The organism is Nocardia sp. NPDC058497 (assembly GCF_042720195.1).
GTDB lineage: Bacteria > Actinomycetota > Actinomycetes > Mycobacteriales > Mycobacteriaceae > Nocardia.
In genome coordinates this window covers 10,763-25,654 of record NZ_JBHXMY010000009.1, presented here as the reverse complement: position 1 = coordinate 25,654, position 14,892 = coordinate 10,763, and the positions used below count along the sequence as shown (strand labels likewise).

The window sequence follows — 14,892 nt, the reverse complement described above, 5'->3', positions numbered from 1 at the left end:
CGCGTGGGGGGCGCGGCTGGTACTGTACATGTTGTTGTGGGGGTTTATCTTGTCGGGTGGGGGGGCCCCCCCCCCCCCGCGCCGACGAGCAACAGCCCGACAACGAAGGTGAAGCCGCTGGTGATCCAGGCGTTGAGCGCGATGTGCAGCTCATCGGTCATCAGCGGCAGATCCCCCACCAGCCGCCAGGTGCTCTCCGGCGACACGAAGTAGATCAGCCCCGGCAGCACACCCCAGACCAGCCCGGCCAGGATCGTCGCGATCGGCGTGTACCCCGCCAGTGCGCTGACCAGCAACAACAGCAGTGCACCCGCGATGATCTGCAGGGTCGAGCCGAGCCGATCGGCGGCGTCACCGAGAATCACCCAGCGACTGGAATCCAGCGCACCATGCGCGGCCAACGCCATCCCGACCGGCGTCACCACCAGTGCGAGAAACGCGCCGGCGACCGTCCGAGACACTCCCGAATTCGTCCGGAACTGCGACCCGGGCGGCGTCCACCCCGCAGACGGATCGAATTTATGTGCCATGGAGTCCTCCGGCGAGTCCGGCATCTCACCCTATTGTCCTCCCCCATCAGGCATTTCGCCGAACGAACGCCATAACCCACCCCCAACGATCCCGCCGACTGATCTCGCACGAACATGGGTAACTCCCCGGGCACGGGCTAACTAAGCCACCACCCCACCGCCGGCCGCCTGCCTCCGCCCGTCGCACCTAACTCTGGCCTGAATCGCGGAGAGGCGGAACTGTCGGGCAGCATGGTCGGCATGACCTCAGCGACCGGCAATGACGTGCTCGACCTGACGGCTCCCGACCTGCGCGAACGCGCCGAGGAGTTGTTGCGGGAGCTGGCCGGGTCCGGGGCACGGTTGCGGGAGGACCAGTGGATCGCGATCGAGGCGCTCGTGGTGCGGCGCAGACGCGCGCTGGTGGTGCAGCGGACCGGCTGGGGTAAATCGGCGGTGTACTTCATCGCGGCGAAGCTGTTGCGGCGCGCCGGGCGGGGGCCGACGGTGATCGTGTCGCCGCTGCTGGCGTTGATGCGCAACCAGGTGGCGGCCGCCGAGCGGGCGGGGGTGGTGGCGGAAACGATCAACTCGGGCAATGTCACCGAGTGGGACGAGATCCATCAGCGGGTGGCCGACGGCGAGGTCGATGTGCTGCTGGTGAGCCCGGAACGGTTGAACAATCCCGACTTTCGCGATCAGGTGCTGCCGCGGCTGGCCGCCGATGCCGGGCTGGTGGTGATCGATGAAGCGCACTGTGTGTCGGACTGGGGGCATGATTTCCGGCCCGACTATCGCCGTATCCGCACACTGATCGCCGACCTGGGCTCCGACGTGCCGGTGCTGGCGACCACCGCGACCGCCAACGATCGCGTGGTCACCGATGTGGCGGGCCAGATCGGTACCGACACGCTGGTGTTGCGCGGCACGCTGGATCGCGAGTCGCTGCACCTGTCGGTGGTGCGGTTCGACGATGCCGTGCAGCGCACCGCCTGGCTGGGCGGGCAGCTCGACCGGCTGCCCGGGTCGGGGATCATCTACTGCCTCACGGTGGCCGCCGCGCACGATCTGGCCGACGTGCTGAATTCGCACGGTCACACCGTCGCCGCCTACACCGGCCAGACCGACCCGGCCGAACGTGAGGTGCTCGAGGGCGCCCTGCTGAACAATGAGGTCAAGGCGCTGATCGCGACGTCGGCGCTGGGTATGGGCTTCGACAAGCCCGATCTCGGATTCGTGGTGCATGTCGGTGCGCCGTCCTCCCCCATCGCCTACTACCAGCAGGTCGGACGCGCGGGCCGCGGTACCGAGCGGGCCGAGGTGGTGTTGCTGCCCGGAGCGGAGGACAGCCGGATCTGGAGTTACTTCGCGGCGGTGGCGTTCCCGCGTGAGCACATCGTGCGCGCGGTGCTGGCCGCCCTGGACACCGATCGGCCGATGTCGACGATCGCGCTGGAACCGCTCGTCGAGCTGAACCGGTCGCGGCTGGAGATGGTGCTGAAGGTGCTCGACGTGGACGGTGCGGTACGTCGGGTGCGTGGCGGCTGGCTGTCCACCGGCGAGCCGTGGACCTACGACACCGAGCGCTACGAGCGCCTCGCCGCTGCCCGCGATACCGAACAGCAGGCGATGATCGACTACCAGGCGACCACCGCCTGCCGGATGACATTCCTGCGCCGCCAGCTCGACGACCCCGGTCTCGGCGCGCTCGACGCCGCCACCCCCGATTGCGGGCGCTGCGACAACTGCACCGGCACCCGCCCCGACACCACCGTCGACGAGTCCGCCGTCGCCGCCACCCGGGCGAGGCTGGACCGACCGGGCCTCGACCTGGCGCCGCGCAAGCAGTGGCCCACCGGCATGGCGAAGCTGGGAATCCCGTTGTCCGGCAAGATCTCCGCGGGCGCCGACACCGGTCGCGTCCTCGGCAGGCTCACCGACCTCGGCTGGGGTCAGCGCCTGCGCGCGCTGCTCGACGGCCCCGACGCCCCGGTGCCCGATGCCGTCTTCGACGCGTGCATCGCCGTGCTGCGCGACTGGAACTGGGCCACCCGCCCGACCTCGGTCCTGGCGCTGGAGTCGCCCCGCTACCCCCAGCTCACCGCGAGTCTGGCCGCGCGGCTGGCGCAGGTAGGCAGGCTCGACAACCTCGGCACCCTCCACACCAGACCGGATCGGCCGCCGGTGTCGGCGGCGAACTCGGCGCACCGGGTCGCGGGTCTGTTCGACTCGTGGGAGGTGCCCGACCTCACCGGCGTCGACGGCCCGATCCTGTTGGTCGACACCCTCACCGACACCGGCTGGACCATGACCGTCGCGGCTCACGCCCTGCGCACCAGCGGTGCGGACGCGGTCCTGCCGTTCGCACTCGCAACCCCGACCTGATCCCCGTCGCACACCGCAGGGCCGACGCGATCCTGCCGTTCGCACCGGCGACCTGGACTGCGCAAAGCTGCGCGACCGGCTCATCGGTATCCCCTCAGGCGGACACGGTCTGGTCCGTCGTTCGCCTGGGTGCCCGGCACGGTCCTGTCTGCCGCAGGCCGACGTGTTGCCGCGACGACCCGCCGACCTCAGGTTCATCGGCGGCGACCCCCTCCCCGGCCGGTCCCAATTCCCGTAAACTCAGTGCGTCCGTGCAGGTCAATCGGCCGAAAATGGAGTCGTCATGACGTCCACAGCACTGAAGAAGATCCCCCCGTTGCCCGTGCTCCGCGCGATCGACCGGGTGCGTGACGTGCTCGGCGGCCTGCACCGGAAGCTGGTTCCCGGCCATATCGCGCTGCTGGATCTGCAGATCGCGGGATTCCTCTCCCAGGCCATCAGCACCGCCGCCGAACTGGGGATCGCCGACGAGCTGGCCGATGGCCCGCGCACGGCGGCCCAGCTGGCGCGTGCGGTCGAGGTCGACGAGGAGGGTATACGCAGGCTGATGCGGTTGCTGGTGAGCTATGACGTGTTCGCCCAGCGTCGCGACGGCACCTACGCGCTCACCCGCATCGGCGACGCGCTGCGCAGCGACGCCGAGGTGACCTTGCGTGATCTGTCCCGCTTCTTCGGCTCGACGTTCCACCGCAGCCACTGGACTCACCTCACCGACGCGGTACGCAGCGGCGAAGCTGTCGGCCGGGATTTGGACGGGGCGAGCTTCTTCGAGTACGCGGCGGTGAACCGCGAGGTGGGCGAGTTGTTCGATCGCGCGATGACCAGCGTGAGCACGCTGTCGATCGAACCGCTGCTCGCCGCCTACGATTTCGGCCGGTTCGGCACGCTCGTCGACGTCGGCGGCGGGCGCGGCAGCCTGCTCATCGAGATCCTCGGCCGGTATCCGGCGACGCGTGGCATCGTGTTCGACCTGCCGAACGTGGTCGACGACCTGAACGCCGACCTCGCCGCGGTGGGCCTCGCGCAACGGTGCGCGGTGGAGAGCGGGTCGTTCTTCGAGGAGGTACCGCAGGGCGGTGACGCCTACCTGCTCAAACACATCCTGCACGACTGGTCCGACGAGCAGGCCGAGCAGATCCTGCGCACCGTCCGCGCCGCGATGAGCCGCTCGGCGACCTTGCTGGTGCTCGAACTGGTGCTGCCGGACCATCAGCGGCCGCATCCGGGCAAGTTCATCGATCTGGAGATGCTGGTGAACACCGAGGGCGGCCACGAACGCACCGAAAAGCAGTTCCGCGACCTGCTGGCACGGTGCGGGTTCACGCTGCGGCGCACGGTGGAGACGGCGGCGCCGGATTGCGTGCTGGAGGCCGTCCCACGCTGACTCTCCTCCTCGACACGCCGCCGTCGATTGTGGGTGCGACCGGCCGCCAGTGTTTCAATGCGGCTATGACCAGGACCTCATTTGCTCGATCCCTGATGGCCGTCGCCGCGGGCTGTGCGGCCGGATTCACCCTGTTGACCGTTCCCGCTCAGGCGACGAACGAGAACCCCCTCGACTGTGCCGGCGTGCCGGGCGCCCAGGCCGCCGCCGACCGCGAGAGCGCGCGGCGCGGCATCGCCATCACCCCGCTGTGCTTCAGCGGCGGCCTCTACAGCAATATCCACGCGGGAATCCCGCTGGCCGTGCTGATCCCGCTGACCATGCCAGGCACCGCGAGTGTGTGCGTCGACGAACGCGGAACCGTCGAGGCCGCAGCCGAATTCGAATGGACCGAGCAGGTCCACGTGATGCCGATGTGCATCCAGAACCGGGCGTTCGGGGTCTACGAGCTGTAGTTTCTCGCCGCGCGCGAGCGGTCCGCACGGAGTCGATCCGTGCGGACCTTTTTTGACTCTTGCTCTATACGTATACATCTACTTATAGTGAGACGGACGGGACGCAGAGTCGCCGCACAACCGCACATCGACCACGACGACGAGCCGGAGCAAGGGGCTCGCCGCTCGTACACCCATGCCCATATGCGCACGCACTTATCGAATTGGAGTGATCAATGACCACCGAAACACCCGCGATCGTCGACACCGTCAAGCCCACCGCGGACGAATTCGGTCCGATCGTCGTGAAGGTCGGCCCCGGCGGCGGCCGCACCCAGCGATTCACCGGACGCAAGGTCGGCGAGTCACGGCAGGTGACCAAGAAGGCCGTCGAGGTCGTCCGCGTGTTCCTCACCCACAAGGGCAATTACGTGGTGCAGAAGCAGACCGCCGAGTGGTCGGCCTTCTCGCTGCCCGAGAACTGGACCAGGGACTGGAAGAACTGGCGCGCGATGGTCGGCATCGGCGAGCAGGACTGGGGCGATTTCACCGTCGAGGTGGTCGACTCGCTCGAGGCGGTGCGCGATCAGGTCCCGCCGAAGGTCTACCTGACGATTGTCGACCGGGTCAGCCACCCGCTGATCCAGGACCTCGACATCTGACTTCCAGGCCCGGAAAGGACCTCCCACCATGTTCGCCAGAATGGGGCGCGTCGTCGTCCACCATCCGTGGAAAGTGATCGGCCTGTGGGTGATCGCGATCGTCGCCGTGTTGTCGACGGCGCCCGCGCTCACCGCGACCACCGACCAATCCGAGTTCCTGCCTTCGCATTACGAGTCGATCCAGGCGATGAAGCTGCAGGAGCAGGCATTTCCGCAGCACGCCGCGCCCGCCGCGCTGATCGTGGCGGTGCGGGCCGACGGCGCGGCGCTGACCGAGGCCGACTCGGCGACGGTGAGCGCGGCCGCCGCCGCGCTCACCGCGCAGAACATCAAGGGCGTCACCGGGATCCAGGTGACACCACCGTCGGAGAATCGCCTGGTCCAGGTCATCGCGGTACAGATGACCAAGCTGACCGACGCCGCCGACAAGACCCAGGGCGAGGCGGTGAAGAGCCTGCGTGAGCACCTGAAGGAGCAGGTGCGTGACACCGGATTGAAGGCAGGCATCACCGGTACGGCGGCGCAGACCCTCGACCAGACCGAGCAGGGTGCGAAGGGCATGGCGATCATCGGCATCGCCACGATCGTGCTGATCCTGGTGCTGCTGCTGATCATCTTCCGCAGCCCGGTCATCGCGCTGCTGCCGGTGGTCACCATCGGCGCGATCTCGAGCACGGTCGGCGGCCTGATCGCCATGGCGGCCAAGGCCTTCGACCTCGAGATCGATACCTCGGTGAACTCGATCCTGCTGGTCGTGCTGTTCGGTGTCGGCACCGACTACATCCTGTTCCTGATGTTCCGCTACCGGGAACGGCTGCGGGCGGGCGACGATCCGAAGTCCGCGATGGTCAATGCCGTCGCCAAGGTCGGCGAGGCCGTCACGTCGGCGGCGGCCGCGGTGATCATCGCGTTCATGGCGCTGACGCTGTCGAGCCTCGGGATGTTCCGGGCGCTCGGCCCCGCACTGGCGATCGCGGTCGCGGTGGCACTGCTGGCCGGGCTCACGCTGGTGCCCGCGATCGTCTCGCTGCTGGGCACCAAGGTGTTCTGGCCGTCGAAGGCCTGGCAGGTCGAGCCCAAGGGCGCCCGGTTCGGTGCGATCGGCGCGGCGATGGGCAGGCGGCCCGGCGTCTTCGCCGTCGCCTCCGGTGGTGTGCTGGTGGCGCTCGGTGTGTTCGCGGTCGGCTTCAACCCCACCTTCGATCTGAGCTCGGGCTCCACCACCGACGCCTCCGAATCGGTGGCCTTCACCACCGAGCTGCTCGAGGGGATGCCCGCGGGGGCGACGCAACCGTCGGATGTGTTGCTGCAGTCGACCGCTCCGCTGGCCGACGACCAGCTGGCCACCTATCGCACGGCGCTGACCCAGGTCGACGGTGTCGGCCAGGTCGGGCAGCCGCAGCTCTCGGCGGACCGGACGATCGCGAACTTCCAGGTGACCCTTGCCAACGCACCGGAATCCGATGCCGCGCTCGACACGGTGGCCGGTCCGCTGCGTGAGGTCGCCCACCAGGCGGCGCCCGCGGGAGCGACGGCGGCGGTCGGTGGCATGACCGCGGTGTTCGTCGACTTCGAGGACGCGATGAACCACGACTACCGGATCGTGTTCCCGGTGGCCGCGATCCTGATCATGCTCGTGCTGGCGCTGCTGCTGCGCAGCCTCGTCGCACCCTGGTATCTGATGGCCTCGGTGTTCCTCGGTTTCGCCGCGACCCTCGGCGCGACGGTGCTGGTGTTCCAGCGGATCCAGGGCGAGCACGGGCTGATCTTCACGCTGCCGGTGATCATGTATCTGTTCGTCGTCGCGCTTGGCACCGACTACAACATCCTGATGGTCGCCCGGTTGCGGGAGGAAGCCCGTGAGGGGCATACGCCTCGCGAGGCGGCGGCGCTGGCCGTGCGGCACACCGGGCCGACGGTGGCCGCGGCCGGTCTCATCCTGGCGGGCACCTTCGCCTCGATGATGCTGGCGGGCAACAGCACCCTGTCGCAGATGGGCTTCGCCATCTCGGTGGGCATCGCGATCGCGGCGTTCGTGATGGCGCTGTTCTTCACCCCGGCGGTCACGGCGCTGCTCGGGCGCCGCGCCTGGTGGCCGGGGCACGGCGGGGACAGCGACGAGGAACGCTCGCCGCGCTGGGCGGAGTACTCCTACGCCGAGAGCTACTACACGCCCCCGGCCGAGAGCCGCCAGGGCTAACACACCCACCGCAGGTCCGCTCCCCCGCCGGGAGCGGGCCTGCTCGTCTATCGTTGCGCAGGTGGCCAAGTCTGCGACACCGGCGGTCGAGCTGGCGGTGGGTGAGCACACGGTGCGGGTCAGCAACCCGGACCGGGTGTATTTCCCCGAGCTCGGCGCGACCAAGCTCGACCTGGTGCGGTACTACCTGAGCGTGGGCGACGGGATCGTGAACGCGCTGCGGGACCGGCCGTGCATGCTGCACCGGTTCCCGAAGGGCCTGCCCGGCGGGAAGGTCCACCAGAAGCGATTGCCCGGCGGTGCGCCGGACTGGATTTCGACTGTGCGCGTGTACTTTCCGCGCTACAGCAGGCACGCCGACGAACTGTGCGTGCAGGGCCTCGCCGACGTGATCTGGGCCGTGCAGATGTCCACGGTCGAGTTCCATCCGTGGAATTCGCGGGCGAGCGACACCGAATCCCCCGACGAATGGCGCATCGACCTCGACCCCATGCCGGAGTGCCCGTGGCCGCGGGTGCAGCGGGTCGCCGGGGTGGTGCACGAGATCCTCGACGAGCTGGGCGCGGTCGGCTGGCCCAAGACCTCCGGCGGCTCCGGCCTGCACGTCTATGTGCGGATCGCTCCCGAATACGGGTTCAAACAGGTGCGCAGGGCCGCGCTGGCCTTCGCGCAGGAGGTGGAGCGCAGGGCGCCCGAGGACGTGACGACGGCCTGGTGGCGGCGCGATCGCGATCCGGCCCAGCTGTTCGTCGACTACAACCAGAACGCCCGCGACCACACCATCGCGGCCGCCTACTCGGTCCGCGGCGTGCCGGCGGCGACGGTGTCGACCCCGGTGCGCTGGACCGAGATCGACGACATCCATCCCCGCGACTTCACCATCGAGACCGTCCCCGCCCGCTACGCCGAACTCGGCGACATCCAGGCAGGCATGGACGACGCCGTCTTCGACCTCGCGCCCCTGCTCGACCTGGCCGACCGCCACGGCATCGACGAGCCCGTCGACCTCGACGAATCGTGAGCGAGGCCGACGGGGAAGAATCGAGGGTCCGGGTCCGCGCACACGCGGCGGCGGCACAGCTCCGGCCGCACCGTGCGGCGACGGCAGCAGCTCACCACTGGTTCACACAGGAGGTCCCCGTGCAGGAATCCGCGATCACGATCGCGATCGGCCCGGACCGGCAGACACCCCGCCTGCTCGAGAAGGCCGTCGTCGGAGCGGGCGCGAAGGTCTGCGAGCTCACCGACGCCGACGCGCTGATCTGGACCGGCACGCCCGGTGACTTCCCCGCCACGCTGCCCGCCGCGGTGCGCTGGGTGCAGCTGCCCGCCGCGGGCATCGAGGACTTCTTCGACGCGGACGTCTTCCGCGCGCACCCGGACGTCCTGTTCACCTCGGCAGCGGGCGCCTTCTCGCACAGCGTCGCCGAGCACGCGCTCATGCTGCTGCTGGCCGGCGTGCGCTATCTGCCCGAGCATCTGCGGGCGACATCGTGGCAGCAGCGCGAATTCTTCCCGCACGTGGGGTCGTTGCGCGGCAAGACGGTGACGATCGTCGGTGCGGGCGGGATCGGGCGCGCGCTGATTCCGATGCTGGCGCCGCTGGGCGCGCATGTGATCGCGGTGAACCGGTCGGGCAGGCCGGTGACGGGCCCGGGTATTCCGCCCGATGTGGAGACGGTGCCCGCCGAGCAGCTGGGCCGGGTGTGGTCGCACACCGACCATGTGGTGGTCGCCGCGCCCGCGACGGCGCAGACCCGGCACCTGATCGGCGCGGACGAGCTGGCCAGGTTGCGGCCCTCGTCGTGGGTCGTCAATGTGGCGCGCGGCAGCCTGCTCGATACCGATGCGCTGGTCAGCGCGCTGTCGCGGGGCGTGATCGGCGGCGCGGGACTCGACGTGACCGACCCGGAGCCGCTGCCGGACGGTCATCCGCTGTGGACATTGCCGAACGCGATCATCACCCCGCACGATTCGAATCCGCCGCAGCTGCGGCTGGCGGCCTTCGCCGATCATGTCGGCGCGAACATCGCCCGGTTCGTGAAGGGCGAGCCGCTGCTCGCGATCGTCGAGCCGGAGCGGGGTTACTGAACGATCCGGCCGCCCTGCTCATTACGGCCGAAGGTTCCATCCGGCAGGTTTGACGGGTGATCGATGCGCCGGAATCAGGCACTGCGGTTAGGCTGTGCTCGTCCTGGTTCGGTAAGGATGGGATCGGCAATGGGTTGGACCTTCAGCGCTGACGAATTCGCGCACGTGTGGCGGGAATTCGGTCAGGACCGAACGCCCTTCCCGATCCGGGTGCTCGAGTCGCCGCGCACCGAATACGAAGCCGCCCGCCTACGCGCGGGCCTCGACCACCGACTACCCGGCGGCGGCGACCCCGATCTCGCCGCCTGCCTGCGGATCATCGCCGCACCCCACGCCAGGATCGTGCTCGTCGGCGGCGCGCACACCCCCGGCAGCGAGATCCGGCTGCTCGCCTGCTCGGTCTTCGACCACGCGGTGCTCGTGCTCCAGGAACCCGGCACCCGTCCCGATTACGGTGGCAGCGTGCGTGTTTCGATCGGCCATACCGCGGGGATCGGCGCCAGGGTCGCGGCCTGCCTGCCCGACACGCCGCCCGGACGCGAACCGGCGCGCGAGGCCGATGCCGCCGCCGTCCGCGACGAGGAAACCGTGATCGCGGCCCATCCCGCCGTCCCCCGGATCCAGCGGCTGCTGCGCAAGCCGCACACCGCCGAAGGGCATATCCGCATCGAAACCGGGCTCGACCGGGACACCCCGCCGCCGCCGGTGCATTACAGCTGGATCGATGTGGCGGGCGACGGCCGCTACCTGCTGCGGGCGGGCGAAACCGTGCACGTCGTGCCCGCGGCGGCCGGTCAGCTCGCCGCGCAACTGCAGCGCAGGCTCGCGCCGGTGCACAGTTCGAACACCAGAAGGTCCGGCTAGCCTGGACGCCGACGCACGATCTGGAGGGGACGCGATGACGATCGACAGCAGCAGAGCCGAGATCTCCCGGTTCCGCAGCGCCGCCGCGGCGGGGACCGTGAAATTCGATCCCGAAGCCGCGCGCCGATGCGCCGACCTCTACGAACAGCAGGCCGATCGGCTCGCCCAGCTGCGTCAACGTCTCGAATCCGCGTCCGAGGCAGAAGGATTCGGTGGTTTCGTCTCCGCCCAGCAGCTGCAGGCCGGCTTCGCGCACAAGGCGCGTGACGCCGCCGAGCTGATCGATCATTACATCGAAGCCGCCTACCGGCTGAAGGAGGCGTTCCTGCTCAGCGGCGGTCTGCTGGACGAGGCCGATGCCGCCGCGGCCGCCGCGCTGCGCGCCGTCGAGACGAGGCTGCGCTGATGAGCGGCACCGACCCCACCTACATCGGTGCGATGGAACATTTCGAGTCCATGCCGCACGAACAGATCTACGCGCGCACCCAGCAGATCGACGCGGCCGCCGTGCTCGGCGCGTCGATGGCCTGGCTGGAGAGCGCCGCCGCCCTCACCACCTCCCTGGCGCTGACCCGGTCCAATGCCGAGCGGGTGATCGAGGAGACCGGCTGGGAGGGCGCCGCCGCCGACGCCGCCTTCGCCAGCACCCGCAGCTTCGCGGCCGCGCTCGACGAGCTGGCGGGGGTGTTCGGCGAGGTCGGCGCCCGCCTCGGCGGGGTCGCCGCCGCCGCGGAAGCGGTGAAGCTCGCGGTGGTAGCGCCCGGTGGGTCCGGGCCGATCGGGACCATCGCGCGGTTGCTCGAGGCCGCGCATGTCATCGACGCCCAGATGGCGGCGGAGTCGCTGCGCCAGGAGGCGGTGCTGGCGATGAACATGATCTACAAGCCCGCGTACACGCTGGCCGGGACCGGGGTGCCCGCCTTGCCCGCGCCGCCGGGGGCCGCCGGTCAGGGATCGCCTGCGGTGCAGGGTGGTTCGCGGAATGGGTCTGCGCCTACGCCCCAGACGGCGGAACAACCTGCTCCTCCGCCGCTGACTACCGACCAGCCCGCGCCCACATCGGAGCAGCCGGCACCACCCAGGACCGAACAACCAGCACCCGAGAGTCCAGCACCGACTTCGGAACAACCTGCGCCGCAAGTCCCCACGCCCACTTCGGAACAGCCTGTACCGCAACCGGAAACATCAGCACCGCAGCCGGCACCAGCGACCACCGAACCGGCGCCGCAGACCCCCGCGCCCACCTCGGAACAGCCTGCACCGCAACCCGAACCATCAGCACCACAGCCCGCACCCCCCTCAGAGCAACCGGCGCCGTCAGCGCCGCAGCCCGCACCGCGAGCACCTGAACCAGCGCCGCAAGCTCCCGCGCCCACCTCGGAACAGCGCGCGCCGGAACCGCCCGCACCCCGCGCGCCCGAGCCGCATGCGGCCGACCCGGCACCGCCGGTGCCCGGGGGCCCGGTCGATCCGGGTGGACAACCGGGTGTCACCGGCCCCATTCCGGGCACGAATGTCCCGGGCCCGCAACCGGTTACGCCGCCGCCCGCACCACCGATCGATCTCGATCAGCCGGGCGTCATCCCACCGCGACGGTGATCTCGATCAGACCTTGACGAGGTCGTCGGCGTGGATGACCGGGCGCTGCATGGTGTCGGGGAGTTCGGTGGTGGAGCGGCCGAGCATGGTGGACAGTTCGGTGCTGTCGTATTCGACTACGCCGCGGGCTACCACGCGGTTGTCGGGGCTGACCAGGTCGACGACGTCGCCGCCGAAGAAGCGGCCGCGGACACCGGTGATGCCCGCCGCGAGGAGGGAGCGGCGTTTGGCGACGGCTTCGACGGCGCCTGCGTCGATGAGGACCGAGCCGCGGGTGTCGGCGGCGTGGCGGACCCAGAACTTGCGGCCGGACAGGCGGACCGGGCGGGCGGCGAAGGCGGTGCCGACGGTGCCGTCGGCGAGCGCGGTCGCCGCGTCGGCGGCCGAGGCGAGCAGGACGGGGATGCCCGCGTCGGCGGCGAGGCGGGCGGCGGACAGTTTCGACGCCATGCCGCCGGTGCCGAGCGCGCCGCCGCTGCCCGCGATGACGCCGTCGAGGTCGGCGCTGCTGCGCACCTCGGGGATGAAGTTCGCGGCGCCTTTGCGCGGGTCACCGTCGTAGAGGCCCGAGACATCCGACAGCAGGATCAGTGCGTCGGCGCCGACCAGGTGCGCCACCAGGGCGGCGAGGCGATCGTTGTCGCCGAAGCGGATCTCTTCCGTCGCGACGGTGTCGTTCTCGTTGACCACGGCGATCGCGCCGAGCGAACGCAACCGGTCGAGGGTGCGCTGGGCGTTGCGGTGATGCTCGCGGCGGGCGAAGTCGTCGGCGGAGAGCAGGACCTGGCCGACGGTGCGGTCGTAGCGGGCGAACGAGGTGCCCCAGGCATGTGCCAGCGCCAGCTGGCCGACGCTGGCCGCGGCCTGCTTGGTCGCCAGATCCTTGGGCCTGCGGGACAATCCGAGCGGCGCGATGCCGGCACCGATCGCGCCCGAGGACACGACCACCACGTCCGACCCGGCGCGCATGCGCGCTTCGACGGCGTCGGCCAGCCGGTCGAGCCGATCGGTGTCGAGACCGCCCTCGAGGCTGGTCAGCGCCGACGAACCGATCTTCACCACGACCGCGCGCGCCGACACGATGGCCTGGCGCGCCGCACTCAACTCCGAACTCACCCGCATTGCCTTACTCCCTGCACCGCGATCACCGTCGTCGACGGTCCCAGCTCATGCCGGTGACCCACCGCAGTATGCCGATCGAACGGCCGCGTGCGACACCGGTTTTCGACCGGCGCCGACGCGGCCGGACCCCTACTTCCCGTCTTCGTCGAGCAAGCCGCGACGGGCACGCGAGGCGAGCTTGCGCTCGGCCGCGCCGACGCGGTCGTTGTTCTCCAGTCGAATGTCGGTGCCACGGCCGGTCGGCACGATATCGACACCGGCGGACACCTGCGGCTCCCACTCGAACGACACATCGCCGATCGTCACCGAGCAGCCGGGCACGGCGCCCTGCTTCACCAGCGCGGCCTCGACTCCGAGGCGAGCCAGGCGGTCGGCCAGGTAGCCGACGGCTTCGTCGTTGTCGAACTGGGTCTGACGCACCCAGCGCTCCGGGCGGGTGCCGCGCACGATGAAGCCACCCGGCTCCTGCGGATCGGCGATGACGCTGAAACCGGACTCGTCGGTCGCGATCGGGCGGATCACCGGACGCTTCGGCGCGGCCTTCGGGTGATCTTCGCGATACTGGCGGACCATGTCGGCCAGCGCGAAGGTCAGCGGGCGCAGACCGGCGCGGCTGACGGCGGAGATCTCGAACACCGGCCAGCCGCGTTCGGTGAACTCGTGGGTCACCATCTCGGCCAGTTCGGCGCCGTCGGGGACGTCGGTCTTGTTGAGGATGACCACGCGGGGGCGGTCGGCCAGGTCGCCCAGGCTGGCGTCACCGGCCAGGGCGGGCTTGTAGGCGGCCAGCTCGGCCTCGAGCGCGTCGACGTCGGAGACCGGGTCGCGGCCCGGTTCCAGGGTCGCGCAGTCCACGACGTGCGCGAGCACCGCGCAGCGCTCGAGGTGGCGCAGGAAGTCCAGGCCCAGGCCACGGCCGTCGCTGGCGCCGGGGATCAGACCCGGCACGTCGGCGACGGTGAAGGTGGTGTCGCCACTGGCGACCACGCCCAGGTTCGGGACCAGGGTGGTGAACGGGTAGTCGGCGATCTTGGGCTTGGCCGCGGAGAGCACCGAGACCAGCGAGGACTTGCCCGCCGACGGGAACCCGACCAGGCCGACGTCGGCGACCGACTTCAGCTCCAGGACCAGGTCGAGCTCTTCGCCCTCTTCACCGAGCAGCGCGAAACCGGGGGCCTTGCGCGCCTTGGAGGCCAGCGAGGCATTGCCGAGCCCGCCACGACCGCCCTTGGCGACGACGAACCGGTTGCCGACACCGACCAGGTCGACGACGACCTCGCCGTCTTTGTCGACCACGACGGTGCCGTCGGGCACCTTCAGCACCAGATCGGTGCCCATCTTGCCGTCACGGTTGCCGCCCTCGCCGGGCTTGCCGTTGCCCGCCTTGGCGTGCGGGTGGAAATGGAAATCGAGCAGGGTGTGGACGTTGCCGTCGACTTCGAGGATCACGTCCCCGCCGTTGCCGCCGTTGCCGCCGTCGGGTCCACCCAACGGCTTGAACTTCTCACGATGCACCGAGGCGCAACCGTGTCCACCTCTACCGGCACGAACATGCAGCACGACGCGGTCGATGAATTTGGACATGGGTTGATCCTCCTCCTTCTGACTGGTCGATTGGGGGGAGGGGGGGGGGACACCACGG

The 14,892-nt window shown here is 69.9% G+C and carries 13 protein-coding genes; 10 read left to right on the top strand and 3 right to left on the bottom strand.

Annotated elements, in window-relative coordinates:
* Positions 1-44: 44 nt before the first annotated feature.
* Complete coding sequence (locus tag ACFWPJ_RS01625; protein WP_378845855.1) at positions 45-461, bottom strand: hypothetical protein; 417 nt, start codon at positions 459-461, stop codon at positions 45-47.
* Positions 462-770: 309 nt separating this feature from the next.
* On the opposite strand from ACFWPJ_RS01625, the gene ACFWPJ_RS01620 reads away from it, so the two are divergent.
* The 10 genes from ACFWPJ_RS01620 to ACFWPJ_RS01575 all read left to right on the top strand — a co-directional run bounded on the left by ACFWPJ_RS01620 (position 771) and on the right by ACFWPJ_RS01575 (position 12,128).
* On the top strand, positions 771-2,894 hold the full coding sequence (locus ACFWPJ_RS01620; protein ID WP_378845853.1) for a RecQ family ATP-dependent DNA helicase: 2,124 nt from the start codon (positions 771-773) through the stop codon (positions 2,892-2,894).
* Between the two features lie 283 nt (positions 2,895-3,177).
* Positions 3,178-4,278, top strand: coding sequence for a methyltransferase (locus ACFWPJ_RS01615; RefSeq protein ID WP_378845851.1), 1,101 nt, complete (start codon positions 3,178-3,180; stop codon positions 4,276-4,278).
* 65 nt (positions 4,279-4,343) lie between these two features.
* Positions 4,344-4,733: a hypothetical protein gene (locus ACFWPJ_RS01610; protein WP_378845849.1), complete on the top strand. Its 390-nt coding sequence runs from the start codon at positions 4,344-4,346 to the stop codon at positions 4,731-4,733.
* Between the two features lie 215 nt (positions 4,734-4,948).
* Entirely contained in the window at positions 4,949-5,374 is a 426-nt protein-coding gene (locus ACFWPJ_RS01605; RefSeq protein ID WP_378845847.1) for an EXLDI protein, read from the top strand.
* Between the two features lie 28 nt (positions 5,375-5,402).
* Positions 5,403-7,574, top strand: coding sequence for an MMPL family transporter (locus tag ACFWPJ_RS01600; RefSeq protein WP_378845845.1), 2,172 nt, complete (start codon positions 5,403-5,405; stop codon positions 7,572-7,574).
* Between the two features lie 61 nt (positions 7,575-7,635).
* Complete coding sequence (gene ligD, locus ACFWPJ_RS01595) at positions 7,636-8,595, top strand: non-homologous end-joining DNA ligase (protein ID WP_378845843.1); 960 nt, start codon at positions 7,636-7,638, stop codon at positions 8,593-8,595.
* A 119-nt stretch (positions 8,596-8,714) separates the two neighbouring features.
* Entirely contained in the window at positions 8,715-9,665 is a 951-nt protein-coding gene (locus ACFWPJ_RS01590; RefSeq protein ID WP_378845841.1) for a D-isomer specific 2-hydroxyacid dehydrogenase family protein, read from the top strand.
* 129 nt (positions 9,666-9,794) lie between these two features.
* A complete protein-coding gene (locus ACFWPJ_RS01585) occupies positions 9,795-10,529 on the top strand; it encodes an ESX secretion-associated protein EspG (RefSeq protein WP_378845840.1) in 735 nt (244 codons plus the stop codon).
* A 34-nt stretch (positions 10,530-10,563) separates the two neighbouring features.
* Entirely contained in the window at positions 10,564-10,935 is a 372-nt protein-coding gene (locus tag ACFWPJ_RS01580; RefSeq protein ID WP_378845838.1) for a hypothetical protein, read from the top strand.
* A complete protein-coding gene (locus tag ACFWPJ_RS01575; RefSeq protein WP_378845836.1) occupies positions 10,935-12,128 on the top strand; it encodes a hypothetical protein in 1,194 nt (397 codons plus the stop codon). Before ACFWPJ_RS01580 ends, ACFWPJ_RS01575 begins: the two co-directional genes overlap by 1 nt.
* Positions 12,129-12,134: 6 nt before the next feature.
* On the opposite strand, the gene proB is transcribed toward ACFWPJ_RS01575, so the two are convergent.
* Entirely contained in the window at positions 12,135-13,232 is a 1,098-nt protein-coding gene (gene proB, locus ACFWPJ_RS01570; protein ID WP_189033282.1) for a glutamate 5-kinase, read from the bottom strand.
* Between the two features lie 147 nt (positions 13,233-13,379).
* Entirely contained in the window at positions 13,380-14,834 is a 1,455-nt protein-coding gene (gene obgE, locus ACFWPJ_RS01565) for a GTPase ObgE (protein WP_378845834.1), read from the bottom strand.
* Positions 14,835-14,892: the final 58 nt, after the last annotated feature.